General features: G+C 40.9%; 20 protein-coding genes, 17 tRNA genes and 2 rRNA genes. 35 read left to right on the top strand and 4 right to left on the bottom strand.

Features of this window, described 5'->3' with window-relative positions; genetic code table 11:
- The 19 genes from FZC76_RS22035 to FZC76_RS21945 form a co-directional block, all read left to right on the top strand.
- Window positions 1-234, top strand: a 23S ribosomal RNA gene (locus FZC76_RS22035); the annotation flags it as partial.
- A 126-nt stretch (window positions 235-360) separates the two neighbouring features.
- Window positions 361-477: ribosomal RNA gene (gene rrf, locus FZC76_RS22030) — 5S ribosomal RNA — on the top strand.
- Between the two features lie 9 nt (window positions 478-486).
- Window positions 487-561: transfer RNA gene (locus FZC76_RS22025), tRNA-Asn, on the top strand.
- Window positions 562-568: 7 nt separating this feature from the next.
- Window positions 569-660, top strand: a tRNA-Ser gene (locus FZC76_RS22020).
- Between the two features lie 8 nt (window positions 661-668).
- A tRNA-Glu gene (locus tag FZC76_RS22015) sits at window positions 669-743 on the top strand.
- A 40-nt stretch (window positions 744-783) separates the two neighbouring features.
- Window positions 784-859: transfer RNA gene (locus FZC76_RS22010), tRNA-Val, on the top strand.
- 32 nt (window positions 860-891) lie between these two features.
- A tRNA-Met gene (locus FZC76_RS22005) sits at window positions 892-968 on the top strand.
- Between the two features lie 3 nt (window positions 969-971).
- A tRNA-Asp gene (locus tag FZC76_RS22000) sits at window positions 972-1,047 on the top strand.
- 21 nt (window positions 1,048-1,068) lie between these two features.
- A tRNA-Phe gene (locus tag FZC76_RS21995) sits at window positions 1,069-1,144 on the top strand.
- 37 nt (window positions 1,145-1,181) lie between these two features.
- A tRNA-Thr gene (locus tag FZC76_RS21990) sits at window positions 1,182-1,257 on the top strand.
- A 7-nt stretch (window positions 1,258-1,264) separates the two neighbouring features.
- A tRNA-Tyr gene (locus FZC76_RS21985) sits at window positions 1,265-1,348 on the top strand.
- A gap of 31 nt (window positions 1,349-1,379) precedes the next feature.
- Window positions 1,380-1,453, top strand: a tRNA-Trp gene (locus FZC76_RS21980).
- 13 nt (window positions 1,454-1,466) lie between these two features.
- A tRNA-His gene (locus FZC76_RS21975) sits at window positions 1,467-1,542 on the top strand.
- Between the two features lie 52 nt (window positions 1,543-1,594).
- Window positions 1,595-1,669: transfer RNA gene (locus FZC76_RS21970), tRNA-Gln, on the top strand.
- Between the two features lie 5 nt (window positions 1,670-1,674).
- Window positions 1,675-1,749: transfer RNA gene (locus FZC76_RS21965), tRNA-Gly, on the top strand.
- Between the two features lie 9 nt (window positions 1,750-1,758).
- A tRNA-Cys gene (locus FZC76_RS21960) sits at window positions 1,759-1,832 on the top strand.
- A gap of 38 nt (window positions 1,833-1,870) precedes the next feature.
- Window positions 1,871-1,959, top strand: a tRNA-Leu gene (locus FZC76_RS21955).
- Window positions 1,960-1,982: 23 nt separating this feature from the next.
- A tRNA-Leu gene (locus FZC76_RS21950) sits at window positions 1,983-2,066 on the top strand.
- Window positions 2,067-2,069: 3 nt separating this feature from the next.
- Window positions 2,070-2,143, top strand: a tRNA-Gly gene (locus FZC76_RS21945).
- A 118-nt stretch (window positions 2,144-2,261) separates the two neighbouring features.
- Here FZC76_RS21945 and queG read toward each other — a convergent pair.
- Complete coding sequence (gene queG, locus FZC76_RS21940; RefSeq protein WP_148990234.1) at window positions 2,262-3,401, bottom strand: tRNA epoxyqueuosine(34) reductase QueG; 1,140 nt, start codon at window positions 3,399-3,401, stop codon at window positions 2,262-2,264.
- A 122-nt stretch (window positions 3,402-3,523) separates the two neighbouring features.
- Here queG and FZC76_RS21935 point away from each other — a divergent pair, with 122 nt between their 5' ends.
- The 7 genes from FZC76_RS21935 (at window position 3,524) to FZC76_RS21910 (ending at window position 11,129) form a co-directional block, all read left to right on the top strand.
- On the top strand, window positions 3,524-4,195 hold the full coding sequence (locus FZC76_RS21935) for a B3/B4 domain-containing protein (protein ID WP_148990233.1): 672 nt from the start codon (window positions 3,524-3,526) through the stop codon (window positions 4,193-4,195).
- Between the two features lie 55 nt (window positions 4,196-4,250).
- The gene (locus FZC76_RS21930) at window positions 4,251-5,000 is read left to right on the top strand and encodes a nuclease-related domain-containing protein (RefSeq protein ID WP_148990232.1); all 750 of its coding nucleotides are present in this window, start codon (window positions 4,251-4,253) and stop codon (window positions 4,998-5,000) included.
- Between the two features lie 595 nt (window positions 5,001-5,595).
- Entirely contained in the window at window positions 5,596-6,486 is an 891-nt protein-coding gene (locus FZC76_RS21925; protein ID WP_148990231.1) for an amidase domain-containing protein, read from the top strand.
- Window positions 6,487-6,552: 66 nt separating this feature from the next.
- Window positions 6,553-7,053 carry a tRNA (uridine(34)/cytosine(34)/5-carboxymethylaminomethyluridine(34)-2'-O)-methyltransferase TrmL gene (gene trmL / locus FZC76_RS21920; protein WP_088017409.1) on the top strand — a complete coding sequence of 167 codons (501 nt, stop codon included), beginning with the start codon at window positions 6,553-6,555 and terminating at the stop codon, window positions 7,051-7,053.
- Between the two features lie 648 nt (window positions 7,054-7,701).
- Window positions 7,702-9,597, top strand: coding sequence for a PrkA family serine protein kinase (locus FZC76_RS21915; RefSeq protein ID WP_148990230.1), 1,896 nt, complete (start codon window positions 7,702-7,704; stop codon window positions 9,595-9,597).
- Between the two features lie 94 nt (window positions 9,598-9,691).
- Window positions 9,692-9,847 (top strand): hypothetical protein, encoded by a 156-nt coding sequence (locus FZC76_RS23330; RefSeq protein WP_187442186.1) that lies wholly within the window; start codon window positions 9,692-9,694, stop codon window positions 9,845-9,847.
- A gap of 307 nt (window positions 9,848-10,154) precedes the next feature.
- Window positions 10,155-11,129 (top strand): DUF444 family protein, encoded by a 975-nt coding sequence (locus FZC76_RS21910; RefSeq protein WP_262372760.1) that lies wholly within the window; start codon window positions 10,155-10,157, stop codon window positions 11,127-11,129.
- Here FZC76_RS21910 and FZC76_RS21905 read toward each other — a convergent pair.
- Both FZC76_RS21905 and FZC76_RS21900 read right to left on the bottom strand, forming a co-directional pair.
- On the bottom strand, window positions 11,114-12,664 hold the full coding sequence (locus FZC76_RS21905; protein WP_148990229.1) for a recombinase family protein: 1,551 nt from the start codon (window positions 12,662-12,664) through the stop codon (window positions 11,114-11,116). The genes FZC76_RS21910 and FZC76_RS21905 overlap by 16 nt on opposite strands.
- Window positions 12,665-12,950: 286 nt before the next feature.
- Window positions 12,951-13,154, bottom strand: a complete 204-nt coding sequence (locus FZC76_RS21900) for a helix-turn-helix transcriptional regulator (protein WP_262372759.1) — start codon at window positions 13,152-13,154, stop codon at window positions 12,951-12,953.
- Between the two features lie 52 nt (window positions 13,155-13,206).
- Between FZC76_RS21900 and FZC76_RS23610 the strand changes: the two genes are divergently transcribed.
- The gene (locus tag FZC76_RS23610) at window positions 13,207-13,338 is read left to right on the top strand and encodes a hypothetical protein (RefSeq protein WP_262372758.1); all 132 of its coding nucleotides are present in this window, start codon (window positions 13,207-13,209) and stop codon (window positions 13,336-13,338) included.
- Between the two features lie 187 nt (window positions 13,339-13,525).
- Here FZC76_RS23610 and FZC76_RS21895 read toward each other — a convergent pair whose 3' ends face one another.
- Window positions 13,526-13,891, bottom strand: a complete 366-nt coding sequence (locus FZC76_RS21895; RefSeq protein ID WP_148990227.1) for a helix-turn-helix domain-containing protein — start codon at window positions 13,889-13,891, stop codon at window positions 13,526-13,528.
- 261 nt (window positions 13,892-14,152) lie between these two features.
- Between FZC76_RS21895 and FZC76_RS21890 the strand changes: the two genes are divergently transcribed.
- From FZC76_RS21890 to FZC76_RS21865, 8 genes are all read left to right on the top strand, one after another.
- Window positions 14,153-14,404 carry a helix-turn-helix transcriptional regulator gene (locus FZC76_RS21890; protein WP_262372757.1) on the top strand — a complete coding sequence of 84 codons (252 nt, stop codon included), beginning with the start codon at window positions 14,153-14,155 and terminating at the stop codon, window positions 14,402-14,404.
- Between the two features lie 38 nt (window positions 14,405-14,442).
- Window positions 14,443-14,619 (top strand): hypothetical protein, encoded by a 177-nt coding sequence (locus FZC76_RS23325; RefSeq protein WP_187442187.1) that lies wholly within the window; start codon window positions 14,443-14,445, stop codon window positions 14,617-14,619.
- A gap of 46 nt (window positions 14,620-14,665) precedes the next feature.
- Entirely contained in the window at window positions 14,666-15,109 is a 444-nt protein-coding gene (locus FZC76_RS21885) for a hypothetical protein (RefSeq protein ID WP_222928525.1), read from the top strand.
- Window positions 15,110-15,160: 51 nt separating this feature from the next.
- A complete protein-coding gene (locus FZC76_RS23320) occupies window positions 15,161-15,316 on the top strand; it encodes a terpene synthase family protein (RefSeq protein ID WP_187442185.1) in 156 nt (51 codons plus the stop codon).
- A gap of 139 nt (window positions 15,317-15,455) precedes the next feature.
- Window positions 15,456-16,865, top strand: coding sequence for an AAA family ATPase (locus tag FZC76_RS21880; protein ID WP_187442184.1), 1,410 nt, complete (start codon window positions 15,456-15,458; stop codon window positions 16,863-16,865).
- Window positions 16,866-16,870: 5 nt separating this feature from the next.
- Window positions 16,871-17,098 (top strand): hypothetical protein, encoded by a 228-nt coding sequence (locus FZC76_RS21875; RefSeq protein WP_148990224.1) that lies wholly within the window; start codon window positions 16,871-16,873, stop codon window positions 17,096-17,098.
- Between the two features lie 9 nt (window positions 17,099-17,107).
- Window positions 17,108-17,359 (top strand): AbrB/MazE/SpoVT family DNA-binding domain-containing protein, encoded by a 252-nt coding sequence (locus tag FZC76_RS21870; RefSeq protein ID WP_148990223.1) that lies wholly within the window; start codon window positions 17,108-17,110, stop codon window positions 17,357-17,359.
- Between the two features lie 11 nt (window positions 17,360-17,370).
- Entirely contained in the window at window positions 17,371-18,006 is a 636-nt protein-coding gene (locus tag FZC76_RS21865; protein WP_148990222.1) for an AAA family ATPase, read from the top strand.
- Window positions 18,007-18,012: the final 6 nt, after the last annotated feature.

Below are 18,012 nucleotides of genomic sequence, written 5' to 3'. Positions count from 1 at the left end.
CCGGGATGGACGCACCGCTGGTGTACCAGTTGTCTTGCCAAAGGCATAGCTGGGTAGCTACGTGCGGACGGGATAAGTGCTGAAAGCATCTAAGCATGAAGCCCCCCTCAAGATGAGATTTCCTTTTACTTCGGTAAGTAAGATCCCTGAAAGATGATCAGGTAGATAGGTTCGAGGTGGAAGCATGGCGACATGTGGAGCTGACGAATACTAATCGATCGAGGACTTAACCCAAATAAGTATCGAAATAAGTGAACGATATGAATATCTTGATAGGAAAACATTATCTAGTTTTGAAGGAATAAAAAAAGTTGAAAAAACATCTTGATTTTCTTCAAAGATATATTATAATAATATTTGTCTGGTAATGATGGCGAAGAGGTCACACCCGTTCCCATACCGAACACGGAAGTTAAGCTCTTCAGCGCCGATGGTAGTTGGGGGATCTCCCCCTGTGAGAGTAGGACGTTGCCAGGCTGGTATTAATCCACCATAGCTCAGCGGTAGAGCATTCGGCTGTTAACCGAAGGGTCGTAGGTTCGAATCCTACTGGTGGAGCCAACTAAATGGAGAGCTGTCCGAGTGGCCGAAGGAGCACGATTGGAAATCGTGTAGACGGTCAACGCCGTCTCAAGGGTTCAAATCCCTTGCTCTCCGCCATTATCTTTGGCCCGTTGGTCAAGCGGTTAAGACACCGCCCTTTCACGGCGGTAACACGGGTTCGAATCCCGTACGGGTCACCAAAGCTATTTTGAGGACATTGATAATGATTGTCCATACATAGGAGGATTAGCTCAGCTGGGAGAGCACCTGCCTTACAAGCAGGGGGTCGGCGGTTCGATCCCGTCATCCTCCACCATTATATCTTTATAACATATTCACTATTATTATCGCGGGGTGGAGCAGTCTGGTAGCTCGTCGGGCTCATAACCCGAAGGTCGCAGGTTCAAATCCTGTCCCCGCAACCAAATGGTCCCGTGGTGTAGCGGTTAACATGCCTGCCTGTCACGCAGGAGATCGCCGGTTCGATCCCGGTCGGGACCGCCATTTTCTTTGAAAATAGAATTAGGCTCGGTAGCTCAGTTGGTAGAGCAATGGACTGAAAATCCATGTGTCGGCGGTTCGATTCCGTCCCGAGCCACCATGATTTTTTCACCAAAATGAAAGAATCACCATATAATGCCGGTGTAGCTCAGTTGGTAGAGCAACTGACTTGTAATCAGTAGGTCGTGGGTTCGACTCCTATCGCCGGCACCAGAAATATGGAGGGGTAGCGAAGTGGCTAAACGCGGCGGACTGTAAATCCGCTCCTTCGGGTTCGGCAGTTCGAATCTGCCCCCCTCCACCAATTCTTTAAAAGTAGTAACAAAATGTAGTATAGGGGCATAGTTTAACGGTAGAACAGAGGTCTCCAAAACCTCCGGTGTGGGTTCGATTCCTACTGCCCCTGCCAATTTAAAATTATGGCGATTGTGGCGAAGTGGTTAACGCACCTGATTGTGGTTCAGGCATTCGTGGGTTCGATTCCCATCAGTCGCCCCATAATTTACTTATTATCGACTTTCATTTAAGTCTTTTTTATTTCTAGATTTATTGGGCTATAGCCAAGCGGTAAGGCATCGCACTTTGACTGCGACATGCGTTGGTTCGAATCCAGCTAGCCCAGCCATTTTTGCGGAAGTAGTTCAGTGGTAGAACACCACCTTGCCAAGGTGGGGGTCGCGGGTTCGAATCCCGTCTTCCGCTCCAAAAATTTCAGGTGGCATAGCCAAGTGGTAAGGCCAAGGTCTGCAAAACCTTTATCACCGGTTCAAATCCGGTTGCCACCTCCAATTTTATTTTAAAATAGTTATTCATATATACGAGACAAGCCGGGGTGGCGGAACTGGCAGACGCACAGGACTTAAAATCCTGCGGTAGGTGACTACCGTACCGGTTCGATTCCGGTCCTCGGCACCATTTGAATAATTATGATTGAGTATGCCGGTGTGGCGGAATTGGCAGACGCGCACGACTCAAAATCGTGTTCCTCTGGAGTGCCGGTTCGACCCCGGCCACCGGTACCAATCGCGGGTGTAGTTTAATGGTAAAACCTCAGCCTTCCAAGCTGATGTCGTGGGTTCGATTCCCATCACCCGCTCCATACATAACTTTTCAAGACTTCAACTTATGGTTGGGGTCTTTTTTGTTACTTTTGATGTTCATAGCTAAAAAAGCCACAGAGCAATATTATGTTCTGTGGCTTTCGTATGTGTTTCACTCTACTCAGTAAGCATGCTAATTCCTTTTTCAAGTTCTTTTAACACTTCAGGATCTTTTTCTTTTGTTTGATAATGTTGCAGTGCTTCTAGAGCTTGCTTGTCCCCAATTTTTCCTACTGCCCAGGCTGCTGTTCCCCTTATTACCGGACGAGGATCATTTTTTAACAAGCTTAGGAGATCTGGTATAGCCGAAAAATCTTTGTAATGGGCCAGCGCGATAATGGCATTTCGTTGTATCGGTTTTTTTCCACGCCAGGAACCGGAGATCTTACCAAAGTTCTCTTTGAATTCTTTGTTGGAAATGGTCAAAAGAGGTTTTAGCTTCGGTTTTACGATTTCAGGATCAGGCTCCATTTCAGGATGAAGGTGAAAATCTTTTCCTTTATTTTCAGGGCACACAGTCTGGCAAGTATCACAGCCGTAAAGTCTGTTACCTAATTTGGTGCGATATTCTTCTGCAAGGAAGCCTTTTGTTTGTGTCAGGAAGGCAATGCATTTATTAGAATCGAGTTGTCCACCTTGAACGAGTGCACCTGTAGGACATACTTCCACGCATTTATTACAGGTCCCACAGTTGTCTTCAAGAGGTGTATCAGGTTCAAAGGGTAATGTAGTAATCATTTCCCCTAAATACACATAAGAACCAAATTCAGGCGTTATAATGGCACAGTTCTTGCCGCTCCAGCCTATACCTGCGCGTTCTGCAACAGCCCTGTCACTTAGCTCACCGGTATCTACCATAGATTTCGTTAGAGCGTCTGGACGTCTTTCTTTTATAAATGCTTCTAACAATCTAAGTTTCTCCCGTAAGATATCATGGTAATCGACACCCCAAGATGCACGGCAAAATATCCCTCGACGTTCTTCACGAGTGCTTCTTGGAGCGTCTTTTAATTTGGAGGGGTATGCAAGAGCAATGGCAATAATGCTTTTAGCCTTGGGAACTAGTAGTTCTGGGTTTGTACGTTTTTCAATATCAGGTTCTTCAAACCCGGATTGGTAGTTGAGTTGCTGTTGAGTGATTAGTCTCTCTTTTAGACCGGTGAACACTCCAGCACTTGCAAAGCCAATCTTATCGATGCCTATTTGTTTACTATAGGCGATTATTTCTTCTTTTAGTTTGATTGTTTCCTCATTCAATGTGAACACCTCCTTTATTGTATTTTAGCCAACCTATATTTTAACATATTTAAAAGCAAGAAGTAGTATGGATCAAGTTATATGATACAATTACCATAATAATGAAAGGAAGGATGGGCTAGATGAGAGTATTGGTTGATAGAAGTGTTAAAGACAGAGTTACCTCTGGAAAATTCGGTATCATTAAATATAATGATATTACTGTTAGTTCGTCACCACAGATGTTAAAAGGCAGAATTCGTCTTTTCCAAGAATCGCTTCACTTGGATTTAGAAGATAAGGATATGAAAGATATTCCGGGGGTCGCAGAGTGGCGCTCTGTATTCAAGGAAACAGGGATAGATGCATCTAGGTATCGCCCATCCGTGGAAGCGTTGTACCGTAGAATAAAAAAAGGACAATTCCTTGAGCCATTCAATTCTGCTGTGGATTTGAACAACTTTTTTTCAATGAAATATGAAATTCCCTTTGGAATCTATGATGCTGAGAAGATTGTTGGTGATGTAACGGTTGCAGTTAGTGATGAGACTGCAAGTTATGAAGGGTTGAATGGAAGGGATATTAAGTTATCTAAAATGCTTCACACTAGAGATGAGGCAGGACCATTCGGGAGTCCTTTTGTCGATAGTCGCAGGACGGCAGTTTCAGAGGGGTGTACATCTGCGCTGCATGTTGTGTATTTTAAGCCTTCCATGAAAAGTGGCGAATGTGAAGAAATGCTTGCCGCGATTAGCGAGATGTTTCTACAGGTTCATGGTGGAACGAGCGAGTATGGAGTATTTGGTTTTGGATGAAAAGTAGGTAATTAGGTTTGCCTGCTTTTTTTAATTTTGGAAGGGAGTGTTGTGGATGAGTATTATGATGAAGGAGCGTTTTGAATCAGAGGAGCTGAAATTATTAAGAATGCTTAAGGCTCGAGAAGGTCTCGTGGATGATAGCCGATTTTGGAATCTCGAAAAAGGTTATCAGGGGGAGGTGCTTTTTGATAAATGGTTTTCTGGCTTAGAAGGGGATTGGATTGTGGTGAACGACCTGCTGCTGGATTTCGCAGGCAGTTTGTTTCAAATTGATTCCCTCGTGATTGGAGGGGATAGGGTGTATTTGTTTGAAGTGAAGAATTTTGAGGGTGATTTTTTACTTGAAAAAGACAGGTGGTATTCTGGCAGTAAAGAAATAAAAGATCCCTTATTACAAATGCAACGATGTGAAACCGCCTTAAGGCAACTCCTCAGAAGCCTCGGCTATCAACTCCCCATAGAATCAAACCTCATATTTGTTAACCCCGAGTTTAATCTATATAATTGCCCACCTAAATTACCAATAGTGTGTTGTTCCCAATTAAATCGGTTTTCTACTAAATTATTGAAGCAATCTTCTGGTTCTGCAAAGTTAACTGCACGTCACTCTCGTTTGGCTGAGAAGCTGTGTGAGCTGCATATTATGAAGTCACCGTATGAAAGACTCCCTGAGTACAAATATGAGGATTTGCGGAAGGGGATTGTTTGTGTTGGGTGTGGGGGGATGGATATGCGCCATCATTATAGAATGATGGATGTAAAATATGCGGAAGTAAGGAAGATTTGGATATGGCTTTGGTAAGGGCTATAAATGAGTGTTGTAGTTTGTTTCCACGGATGAAGATCACTACAAAGATCATTCATGATTGGATTGGGGGTATGGTCTCTAAGAAAGTAATTCAAAGGGTTTTGCACAATAACTTTTCATTAATTGGACATGGAAAGTCGGCTAATTATGTTAGGGATACACAGAGAATAAATGGATCTGGTAATTTAATGTTGAATGACTCCCTTAGCTGGGAAAAGTAGGAAACATTGTCCTCATACGAAGTGAATGACTCCCTCCGCCAAGGGAAAGTAAGAAACATTGTCCTCATACGAAGTGAATGACTCCCTTCGCCAAGGGAAAGTAAGAAACATTGTCCTCATACGAAGTGAATGACTCCCTCGACCAAGGGAAAGTAAGAAACATTGTCCTCATACGAGAGGAATACTTTCGTGGCCAAAACCCAGATACCCAAAAGCATTTAACAAAGATCCAAACCAAACCCAAACTCACCACAAGCATTTCTAAAAAACAAAAAACAAAATCAAAACCAAAAATCCCCTACACATTACCCAAGCCCCCAACATAAACATATCTACAAGGACTATTACCCAGAGAGAGGGGCAAGCCCATGAGAGATAAGCTGAAAGCACATATTCAAGACCGCCTTGATACTTATGTCTACAAAAGCAAGCAAACTAGCAGAACGATTATGAACGATGCTACGATAAAACAAAAACAAGAAGCACATAAGCGAAGAGGAGCGGAGATCGTTAAGTGCAGTGCGACGGCGAGAATACATTCGCTACATGAGGATGAACAACAGCGGGAGGCTAGTGTATTTTATGAGATTCACATTCGGTATCTGATAAAGCAAAAAGAAAATTTGTATCTTGAGGAAGAAGCCGATCAGCGTTATTCAGAATGGATTGACGGGGAACTCACGCAAGACTTCTCTGTACAGGATGAGGGGGATCGGACTTCTCCTCGGTTCATTCCGCCACTAGAAGAGGATGAAAAACAGCAGCCTCTCCGTTTTAAGTATAGTCGTATGGAAGCGGTCAGGTATGCAGAGCAGTATTGGAATAGCTACAACCCACAGTTTAAGAAGTTTGAGGTGAATTGTACAAATTATATTTCGCAGTGTTTGTATGCTGGTGGAGCACCGATGGTCGGGTATCCAAAGAAATCTGGCGGATGGTGGATGCGGAATAATGATTGGAGTTATACGTGGGCGGTGGCTCATGCGCTCAGATGGTATTTACCAAGTGCAAAACAAGGTCTGAAAGCAAAAGAAGTAAGCAACGTATCGCAACTTATGCCTGGTGATGTTATTTGCTATGATTTTGAAGGGGATGGCCGATTTGATCATAATACGATTGTGGTCGCAAAAGATGAGAACGGGGAGCCTTTAGTCAATGCCAACACGTACAATTGTCGGATGAGGTATTGGAAATATGAAGATTCCACTGCGTACACCCCGAATATTAAATATAAATTTTTCCACGTCTTAGACCGTTAGTAGATACTTGATTCCGTTCCGATAAAAAGGTATTGTTGTATAGGATGAAAGTGAAAGAAATATGAGGTGACGATTGTGGGATTACATGTGGTATTATATCAACCAGAGATTCCAGCTAATACAGGTAATATTGCTAGAACTTGTGCAGCTACGAACACAACATTGCATTTGATCAGACCGCTTGGATTTTCGACGGACGATAAGATGTTGAAACGTGCGGGACTTGATTATTGGGAGTTTGTTAATGTTGTTTATTATGACTCGTTGGATGAGTTGTTTGAAAAAAATAAAGAAGCGGAATTCTTCTATATTACGAAGTTTGGTATGAAGCCGCATACTTCATTTGATTACAGCAATCTGGATAAAGATTACTTCTTTGTGTTTGGAAGAGAGACGACTGGGTTACCTAAAGATTTGATTCAGAGTAATTTGGATCAATGTTTGCGCTTGCCGATGACAAAGAATGTAAGGTCATTGAATTTATCCAATACTGCAGCAATATTAATATATGAAGCATTGCGTCAGCAGGACTATCCGAACTTATCCATTGAGTTTCCGGAAGAATAAGAAAAAAAGAGAAGCCCTCTACCTTTCAAGCAACAGTTGAAAGGTAGAGGGCTTCTTTATTTTATACGAATTACTTATTACGTGTACCAGGGCGTTCGTTATAGCCAGCAGTGAAGATAGCTGTAAGGAATGCAATACATACGCCTAAGATTAAGAATCCAGATGTACCCATGTTTGGTTCCTCCTTATGTAGGTTTAGTTCATGTAAGCATACTATCTATATTATAGCCCAATGGACGAGTTATGTGAATGAAATCTGTGGATAATTTTTGACAGTGTTATTTTCAACTCCCTGCTGCCTTTCGTTCCAGGTGTTCGCTTTCCGAGGGGCGAGCCTCCTCTCCTACGAGGACGCCACTGAAAAAGTCTATGAATTAAGATGCAGATTAGACACCGCTGTTGATTTCCGAAAAAGGCTTCACTTTCCTAGGGGCGATGCTGAAGCCTCATCGCTACGCCTGCGGGGTCTCCACCTAGCGCTCTCCCACCGGAGTCTCACACCTTGCACGTCTGGCAACAGGGGGAAGTATTACATTCATTTATGTACGTACAAACTTTTAAAAAAAGCATGTTTCACTCCCACAGCGCATAGAGTATATTAATCACGCAATCACGACTCTTGAAGATGTAATAAAAGGGGAGGTCCTTATGGATATTTTACGTAAAATTGAAAAGTATCGGGAAGAAGAACAGAGGCTGAAGTGGGAAGGAACCTTCGGGCAGTACTTGGAGATTTTGAAAGAGGAACCATGGGTAGCTCAATCCGCACATTCACGGGTTTACAATATGATTAAAGATGCTGGGGTAGAAGAGGTCAATGGGCAGCGGAAGTATAATTTCTTTAGCAATGCCCTTTTTGGTTTAGAAGAAGCGTTGGAGCGGTTAGTGGAGGAGTATTTCCATCCGGCTGCGAAAAGATTGGATGTCAGAAAGAGGATCCTGTTATTAATGGGACCTGTCAGTGGGGGGAAATCCACTCTGGTCACCATTTTAAAACGCGGATTAGAGCAATATACTCATACGGACAGAGGTGCAGTTTATGCGATTAAAGGCTGTCCGATGCATGAGGATCCGTTGCATTTAATTCCTCACCATCTAAGAGATGATTTTTACAATGAATATGGTGTTAGAATAGAAGGTAATTTGTCTCCATTAAATATGATGAGGCTTGAAAAGGAATATGGAGGCAGGATTGAAGATGTGCTGGTGGAGCGTATTTTCCTTTCAGAAAATCAACGTGTCGGAATTGGTACATTCAGTCCATCTGATCCGAAATCACAGGATATTGCGGACTTGACCGGAAGTATCGACTTCTCGACGATTGCGGAGTTCGGTTCTGAGTCTGATCCGCGTGCTTATCGTTTTGACGGGGAGCTGAACAAGGCGAACCGCGGGATGATGGAGTTCCAGGAGATGCTGAAATGTGATGAGAAGTTCTTGTGGCACTTGTTATCCTTAACGCAGGAAGGGAACTTTAAAGCAGGACGATTCGCGTTAATAAGTGCGGATGAGCTTATTGTCGCGCATACGAATGAAACCGAGTATCGTTCCTTTATTTCCAATAAAAAGAATGAAGCCTTGCATTCGCGTATTATCGTAATGCCGGTTCCATATAATTTAAGACTTTCTGAGGAAGAGAGAATTTATGAAAAGATGATTAATGAAAGTGATGTGGCAAATGTCCATATTGCTCCGCATACGCTTAGAGTGGCTGCGATGTTCACGATCCTCACCAGGTTGAAAGAGGCAAAACGTGGCGATATCGATTTAGTCAAAAAGATGCGCCTGTATGACGGAGAATCTGTCGAGGGCTTTAACTCTGTAGACGTTCAAGAACTGAAGAAAGAGTATGCTGATGAAGGGATGAGTGGAATTGACCCACGTTATGTGATTAACCGGATCTCGTCCACCATCATTCGCAAAGAAATTCCGTCTATCAACGCACTTGATGTTCTGCGTTCTTTAAAAGAAGGGTTGGATCAACACGCTTCCATCTCTAATGAAGACAGAGAAAGATTCTTAAACTTCATTTCTGTAGCGAGAAAAGAATATGATAACATTGCGAAGAAGGAAGTTCAGAAAGCATTTGTGTACTCGTATGAAGAGTCTGCGAAGACATTGATGGATAACTATCTTGATAATGTCGAAGCTTATTGTAACAAGGCGAAACTCAGAGATCCTCTTACTGGGGAAGAGATGAGTGCTGATGAGAAGCTAATGCGCTCGATTGAAGAGCAAATTGGTATTTCTGAAAACGCGAAGAAGGCATTCCGTGAAGAAATCCTTATCAGAATTTCTGCTTATGCGCGTAAAGGGAAAAGGTTTGACTACAACTCCCATGAGCGCTTAAGAGAGGCAATTCAGAAGAAACTGTTTGCTGACTTGAAAGATGTTGTGAAGATTACTACTTCATCCAAGACTCCTGATGAAACTCAGCTGAAGAAAATAAATGAAGTGGTGGCCCGTTTGATTGATGAGCATGGATATAATTCCACCTCAGCAAATGATTTATTAAGATATGTAGGAAGTCTATTGAATAGATAACAAATAGGCAGCGGAGCAAATATCCGCTGCTTTTTCCCGTGTATAGGTTTGTATATTCAAAATAAGGGGAAATTAATAGTAAGAGGTGATTACAATGAGTAAAGAGAAAACCTATGAAAATACAATGGCCCCTAATGAAAAAGAGATGGAAAAGCTGGCAAAGGAAATGGAGCAGCTGAAGGAAAATAAAACCGACAAAGAGCGCAGTCCTAAGCAGTATAAAAACAACCAAGAAAATGAAAAAGAATAATCATACCTTCCAGATATTTTGGGAGGTTTTTTTGTTGTATATAAAGATATTCATCGTATAGTACGACCCTCTTGTCGCATAAAATTATTATTACTAACGAATCGTTACACGCTTGTCTCATTTAAAGGAATGCGCGCCCAATTATCTAAATAATCTGTCAATTATTTGAGATATGTGCATAGGATAGAGTAACCAACCCTAATTGTCTATGAGGTTGGATTCATTAAATTTCACCAAGATATTTTATGAAAATAGTGATGAAAAGGTTCCTAGAAACGTAAAATGAATTAAATAGGGAGGGATATCGATGACAATGTCAGATGATACGAATTTTGTAGTGTCCAAAGAGGATTGGTCCCTCCATCGAAAAGGCCACGACGACCAAAAACGCCATCAGGAAAAGGTCCAGGAGGCTATCAAAAATAACTTACCAGATCTTATTACTGAAGAGAATATTGTAATGTCCAATGGCAGAGAGGTCGTTAAGATCCCAATCAGGTCTTTAGATGAGTACAGAATTCGTTATAATTATGACAAGAACAAGCATGTTGGCCAAGGAGATGGAGACAGTCAGGTCGGGGATGTTGTAGCCAGGGACGGATCGGGTCAGCAGAAGGGTCCAGGTAAGGGGCAAGGAGCGGGAGATCAGGCTGGAGAGGACTATTATGAGGCTGAAGTGTCTTTAATGGATCTTGAAGCGGCACTTTTCAATCAGCTGGAGCTGCCAAACCTGCAGCAAAAAGAGCGCGATGAGAATATCATCGAGCACTATGAATTTAATGATATTAGACGCACTGGTCTTATGGGGAATATAGATAAAAAACGCACGATGATGTCCGCCTATAAACGGAATGCGATGACAGGTACGGCCAGTTTCCATCCGATTTACCAGGAGGATCTAAAGTTTAAGACATGGAATGAAGTGGTAAAGCCAGAGGATATTGAGTTTATCGCTCATCATACTGAGGCGAAGGTTGTGAGTGAAGAGGACTTCTTTTCAAAGGGAGAAAGTGGAGGTACAATCTGTTCTTCCGCTTATCGAAAAGCACTGGAGCTTATTGATACGAAATACAATCCAACACGTTTTAATATTTATCCGTTCCACTTTTCAGATGGAGATAACTTGACATCAGATAATCAGCGTTGCGTAAAATTGGTGGCAGAGCTTATGAAGGTGTCCAACATGTTTGGATACGGGGAAGTAAATCAGTATAACTCTACACCATATACACAAAAGAAAAACACTGGAGATTTTCTCTGCAGTGTTTATATCTTAGGGTAAAGCTGGACTTTAAATTGTCCTTGTTTATCCCATCCAGGTTTTCTTAGATACGTGGCTTTTTCTAGTATGGATTTTAGTAGCTTATTCTTTTTAACAATATCCGTTGTGGATCGGTAAGCGGAAATCACTTTCTCCACTTTAGGTACGAATTCGTGCATGTGTTTCTCTTGTAACTTCTCCTGGAGAATCAGATTCTGGATCTGGGAGCACTCATCTTGAAGTCGTTCCATTCGTTCCGTGATATTCTTTTGACGTGTCATGAATACCTCAATCGTGTAAACACCCTGTTCCAGTAGGTCATGCAGGTTGTTTTTTTGTTTTTCTAATTCTTGTAGTTCTTTGGTTTTGTTTTTAAGCAGTATCTCCTTCTCAGGAATCATGGAGGAAACTGTAATGTCCTTCTGGAAAGTAGTCAGCTGTAGTTCTGAGATATACCTTTCCAGTCCTTCCAGTACCCTTTCTTCCACTAAGGGCAAAGAAGATCCTTTTTGTTGCCCCCTGCAGCTCGGTTGGACGCACCGAATAGCCGGGTTTGGTCTGTCTTTTCTGGGTTGGTATTGTAGCGTGTACCCACAAAGTTCGCACTTCATAACTCCTGCCAGTGGGTTAGATAAAGTTTTGGATTCTACTGTAGATGGCCGGTGCCTTCCTGAGTGCGCCTTATTAGCTGCTTCCCAGAGTTCCTCACTGACTAGTGGTTCGTGGGCATTTTCACTGACGATCCAATCCTTTTTATCTACTTTTATTCGTTGGTAGCCGCCTTGCTGCTTTTTGTAACGGTATTTTCCCCAAATGATATGCCCCATGTATGCTTCGTTCTTTACTATCGCTGTAATGGATGATGGGGACCAAAAGTTTTTCTTATTCGGAGGCTTAACACCCAGCTTGTCTAGTTCCCTGGCGATATGCTGTCTTCCGAATCCATCTTTCAACATGGTAAATATCTTTTTAACTACCCAATCATTCTCCGGGTCAGGATATAACTTCAAATCATTGTCTCTCAGATAACCAAAAGGCGGCTTCTTAGAGATAGATTTACCTTCCAAGGCTGATTCCCTTCGACCAGTCTGTAAACGTCTTGTGATGGCCTTGAGCTCCTGCCTAGCTACAAGAGATTTGATACCGAACACGAGCTCCCAGGATTCATCTTCAGGATCATAATAGTCAACTGGAGTCAGTATCTTGGTTCCTGAATACCGAAATGCCCGATCCAGTAATCCTTGGTCTAACATGTCACCACGACCCAAGCGGTCTAGATCAATGACTAGAATAGCGTCCAGAAGCCCTGCTTCCACCCTACGTATTACTTCCTGTATTTTTGGACGCTCTGATATGAATTCTCCGGAAACTAGCTCTTCATGTATCTGGAGGAGGTTATGGCCTTCTGCTTTTAATACTGCCATTAACTGATTACGGTGTTTTCTAAGGGTATCAACATCTCCAATTGTGGTTTCCAGTAACCTCTTCTCTTCCTCGATATCTTTCCTACTTTTACGTAAATAAATATCTACGTTTAATCCTTTTGGTCTATACAATTAAACTCACCCCTACTCAATGTTCAAATGACACTAGCCGAATAAATAATAAATAAAATGTTCTAAAATATATAGAACATCCGTTCGTATTTATGGTAATATAAAGGTACAAATAAATTTACAAATAATGTCGAAATATGGTATACGATTTATGATTTTCGTCGAAAATTCTGTGTTATGCTTAAAAGTAAGATGCATTCAGTAATGCTAAACGACTACCTTTGTCGGTGAGTAGACCCTAATCTACTCAATCTGGTACCTAATGCACCCTTAGGTAAGGCTGGTATTATTCTTCATATAAATCCTCCATGGCAACATTTAAGATCTTTGCTACATTTCTTGCCATACCGTAGGACATGACTTGGTGATTGTTGACATACTTATTAATTTGTTGTTTTGAAGTATCTACTTTTGCTGCTAAGTCTTGTTGTGTCATACCAGCTTTATCTAAAAGGTCGGCAAGTAGGCAACTACCGACACGTTTAGTCAAACTGACACCTCTTTTATGTTGTTTTAAACTAATTTGACTGGGGGCTGTACTATTGGAGCACAAAGAAAAAAGGGAAACGATTTGTTTATCTACAGTCATGGAAAAAATAGAGAAAGAAAACAAGGGAAAATATGGTAAATTTCAACATGAAAAGGTTATTGGCCAGTTTAAAAAGGCTGAATAGCCTTTTTTGTTGTCTTTAATACTTTTGTTTAATTTACTTAAAACCAATTCTTCAAATAAACTCTAAATTAAATAACCTTCTCAAAAACCCTAAATAGACCTCTCAAAAAACCCCTAAATAAACTTCTTAATTCCTCTAAATATTCTCTAAGTAAATTTAAAATTAATTTATTAAACTTATTTCTAAATTAAGAATCAGTATATTTTCTATTATTGCTAATCCAGATGAGAATTTCTTTTAATTTTTCATCATTTACATCTTTATTTTCAAATATAAAATCATACTTTCTCTTTAGTTCTTCTATAGGTAAATGAATATCATTCAAAAAATCTTGTTCAGTTTTAGTAAATAAGCGAGAGTCTGATCTACCTTGTAAATAATCTATAGGAACCTCGAAAAACCTAGCAAATCTTTCAACAGTATCGATATCAGGCTTTCGAACAGCTCTCTCATATTGACTGACAGTGTTTTCAGCTAGTCCTACTTTTAACCCCAGTTGTTTTAAAGTTAATCCACGTTCCTTACGCAGAAGTTTTAATCTCTCTGCAATCATAAATTCACCGCCTTCGAAATACTAATTATTGGAAGAATTAAGGAAAAACATATCATGAATCTAAAATTTATTATACCTATGCAAATTGAAAATTAAAAGCATATATGTCTACAAATTGAAAAGTTTTACCAATAAGTACTAATTCTAAAAATAAAAAATATTTTCAATTTGTGCATTTTCTTATTGACACTCATCAGATTGAGTAGTAATATCAAGATACAAACTTCTCATATTGATGATTTTAAGGTGGTGGTAAACAACATGTGTATGGAAAAAAGTGCATTAAAACAATTTAGAAATGATGCGGGACTCAAAATTAGTGATGCAGCTGATCAACTAGAAATTCCGATGGGTTATCTCTCATTAATTGAAACAGGGAAACGTTCCGTTACTCCAGAAAGAGCAAAACAAATCGCTGACTTGTATGGGAAAAAGGTTAGCGAGATTTTTTTACCCTCTCGCTACTCAGTTCGAGAAGTCGAGCAAGCAACCCAAATAAGCGAAAGTGTGTAGAGGTTACTGCATACAATTAGAAAAAGGGGGAGTTGCTTGTGGGAGAAACACCGAAAGAGGCCTTCATGATCGGGGACACGGAGATCGTGGTTCATTCGCCATTGGTAGCCATGACATCAGAGCAACGGAAAGAATGGTTCCAAAAAGAACTGGAGAACAACAATCCTATCCTTAAAGAAATAATTGCTGCTGCAAATGATTGTTTCCTAGATTGATTGAGTCTAGTCGACAGAAACTGTGCAATAAGAGAGGAGAATGAAAATGAAAAACACAAAAATTATTTCAGGTTTCCCTGCCATTGGAAAAAGTTATTTAACTCAAAATACTGAATTAGTTGTTTTGGATTCAGATAGCAGTAACTTTTCTTGGATTAGGGAAGGTGAAAGACACCCTGACTTTCCAAATAATTATATCCAACATATTCAACAAAACATCGGAAAAGCTGATTATATCTTAGTTTCTTCACACGATATTGTCAGAAAGGCGCTGCAAGAAAACCAAATTGAATATGTACTTATATATCCTTCTAAAAATTTAAAAAATGAGTATTTAGAAAGATACCGAAACAGAGGGAGTGACGAAAAGTTCATCTCTTTTATTGATTCTAATTGGGATGCATTCATTGATGATATTGAAAATGAATCGTTTCCACGATTATTAAAACTAGAAAGTGGAGAGTTTTTAGAAGATGTGCTTATGTCGTAATACGAAGAAGTGGGACGGCTGGCCCAAACTGTGTAAAAGGAGGTTAAATAAATGTTAGCAAAAGAATATGAGAGTGAAGAAGAATCGGAACAGGGATATTGGAATGATGTTCATTGTTATATGGAGGAGAATAATTGTGATAAAGAAACAGCTATCAAAGCTATTGATAAAATATATGATGATTATGTAAGAAAGAGTAACGAATAATCCGAAGAAACTCTTTAAAGGAGGTGAGAACTAATGAAAGCATCGTATTGCTGGTTTGCAACGAAAGTGATGAAAGCCAAAGACGTACAAGCAAATGCCCGTATCTTTATGGACAAACACAAGAAGGGAGCCAAATAATTTGGAGAGTATCCAGCAAGTTAGGATCAAAGGCTTCCAGTCGCATGTTGATAGCGTCTTTACATTCTCCGCAGGATTAAATGTAATCACTGGTCCAAGTGACTCAGGGAAAACAGCCTTAATCAGGGCAGCCAGATGGGTAGCATTTAATGATCCACAAGGGGAAGCATTCATACATGAAGCTGTAGGGGAAGCCGAGGTTACGATTGAATTAGGAAACGGAATATCCATTACAAAGCGAAGACGAAAAGGGAAGACTACATATGAGATATCAACATTAGAACAGCCCTTTGAAAAATCAGAAGTACCAGAAGAAGTAAAACAGGTTCTTGGCATCGTGAAGCAAAGTTTCGGCGATTTTGTAACCGCATTAAATTTCGCCTTCCAGTTAGAAGCTCCTTTCCTTATCAGCGAAACCGCAAGCGCAGGAGCAAAAGTACTGGGGAAGCTCGCAGGGACAGAAGCAGTGGATCTTGCAGTAAAAAGCGTATCGAAAGACACATATGCAGCAAGACAGGAACGAACGACTGCTGATAAAGAAGTGGAAAGCTTAAATGGTAGATTGTTAGAATACCAGAACATTGACAATGAAAAAGAACAACTTGCTCTTGCGGAAATGGTTATCGAGAGAGTGGAGAAAGCAACGGAAGATAAGAAGGTTCTGGCAGAGTTACATCATATCCATGAACTTGCTTCGGAGAAAGTGAAGAGGTACAGTGCTCAACTGGAAAGTTTAGAGATTGTTCCAGTGATTTCAGAAATGATGCAACGAATAGAAAAAAGCCAGCAGCATAAAGAGTCGCTACTGGAAATGTTTAATCGTATGAATAAGGCTACCGCCACAGTAGATGATCTTACTCAGCGATTAAAGGTCCTAGAAACTGTAGAAGCTGCTTCCAAGAAACTATTGGTCGTAGAATCGATGGAAGAAACGCTTACTACTTGTACTACCTTATTACGAGAATACCAGAAATATACTGAAAACGTAAATTATTCTTTACGAATTTTAGAAAAGACATCTAACATTGAACAAGTAAATATAGATTTGATACAGCAGGAATTGGTAAGACTTCAAGAGTTGAAATCGTTGGGGTTAACCTATTTAAGAGTTCAAGCAAGCGTGGATTCTTTAGGGATAAAGGTTGATTTATGCCAAAACATCGGACAAGCTGATGGAATCCTTGGCACCATGAATCAAACCTTACAAACTTTAGAAAAGTTGAAAAACATACACTTGGATTACCAGGCAAGCAAAGCTCATTTACAACTTACATCAAGATCCTACGAAGACTCTTCCAGTAGTTTAATTGACTACAAGGAAGAACTGGAACGTGCTTGGGGAGAAGTTGGTGGAATGTGTCCGCTATGTGAACAACCATTAAATAACCATAATCATAAGGAAAGGGGATAACAAGAATGAAAGATCGTATCGAACGCGCAAAACAAAACCTGAAGCGTGCAGAAACCGCAAAGATCACTGCTGAAACGCAAAAGGAGAACGCTGAGCAACAACTGGAGGAAGTTGTGGCTAAGATGCAAGAAGCTGGAGTCACGCCAGAAACAATCGAAGCAAAGATTCAAGAGTTAGAAAATAAAATTAATGAGGACCTGGATAAAGCAGAGCGCCTCATACCCCAGTTGTAGGCGAAGCAAATGAAAGCAACTGGGATTGTAAGACAAGTTGATGAATTAGGCCGTATCGTGTTGCCAATGGAATTACGCAAGGTGTTAAGCATCAAGGAAAAGGAGCCCATTGAAATCTTTGTGAATGGAAACCAAATCATTCTGGAGAAGTATCAACCAGGCTGCCATCTTTGTGGGGAAGTTAAATTGAACCTTGGTGAAGTGAACAATAAGAAGATTTGCCCTGATTGTGCGGAAAAAGTTTACAAGCTTTATAGATAAGGAGGGTGCCTGTGTACCGGTTAATGAAAGCGAAAGCGGATATGCGCCAGGCATCAGAACGAATTGCCTCCCGAATCGGGCAACGTGATTTACTCTTGGAGCAACGTACTTCCGCATTAGAACGCAAAGAAAAGGCAGAAGCAGAACTTGCCAACTATGATTTGGTCCAAATACTTTTACAAAAGACCAGTGACTTTGCAAGGCAGCAAGCGAAATCACAGATTGAGGAAATTGTGACCAGTGCTTTGTCAGTCGTGTTCGGTAAGGATTACCGATTTACAGTGGTTATCGAAGTAAAAGCAAATCAACCGGTGGCAGAATACTGGTTAGAAAGTGAAGGAGTACAAACACAGCTTAAGCCTCCAGATTACGATCGTGGTGGAGGAGTGGCGGACGTTGTAAGTTTGGCACTTAGACTTGCAGTAGGAGAACTCAGTGGAGTCCGCGGCCCATTATTCTTGGATGAAGTAGGGAAGCATGTCAGTCAAGAGTATGCGCCAAATGTAGCATTCTTCTTGAAAGAATATAGTCAAAAGTTTAATCGTCAAATTGTATTGATTACTCATAACGCGCACCTGGCAGAGATTGGTGACGTGGCGGTTGGTGTGACTCAAAAAGCCGGAAAAAGCCACATTCAGACGTTATAGAAGGGA

This window comes from Sutcliffiella horikoshii (assembly GCF_008180725.1).
Classification (GTDB): domain Bacteria; phylum Bacillota; class Bacilli; order Bacillales; family Bacillaceae_I; genus Sutcliffiella_A; species Sutcliffiella_A horikoshii_B.
The sequence above is the reverse complement of the archived record's forward strand: the minus strand, read 5'-3'. Positions and strand labels throughout refer to the sequence as shown.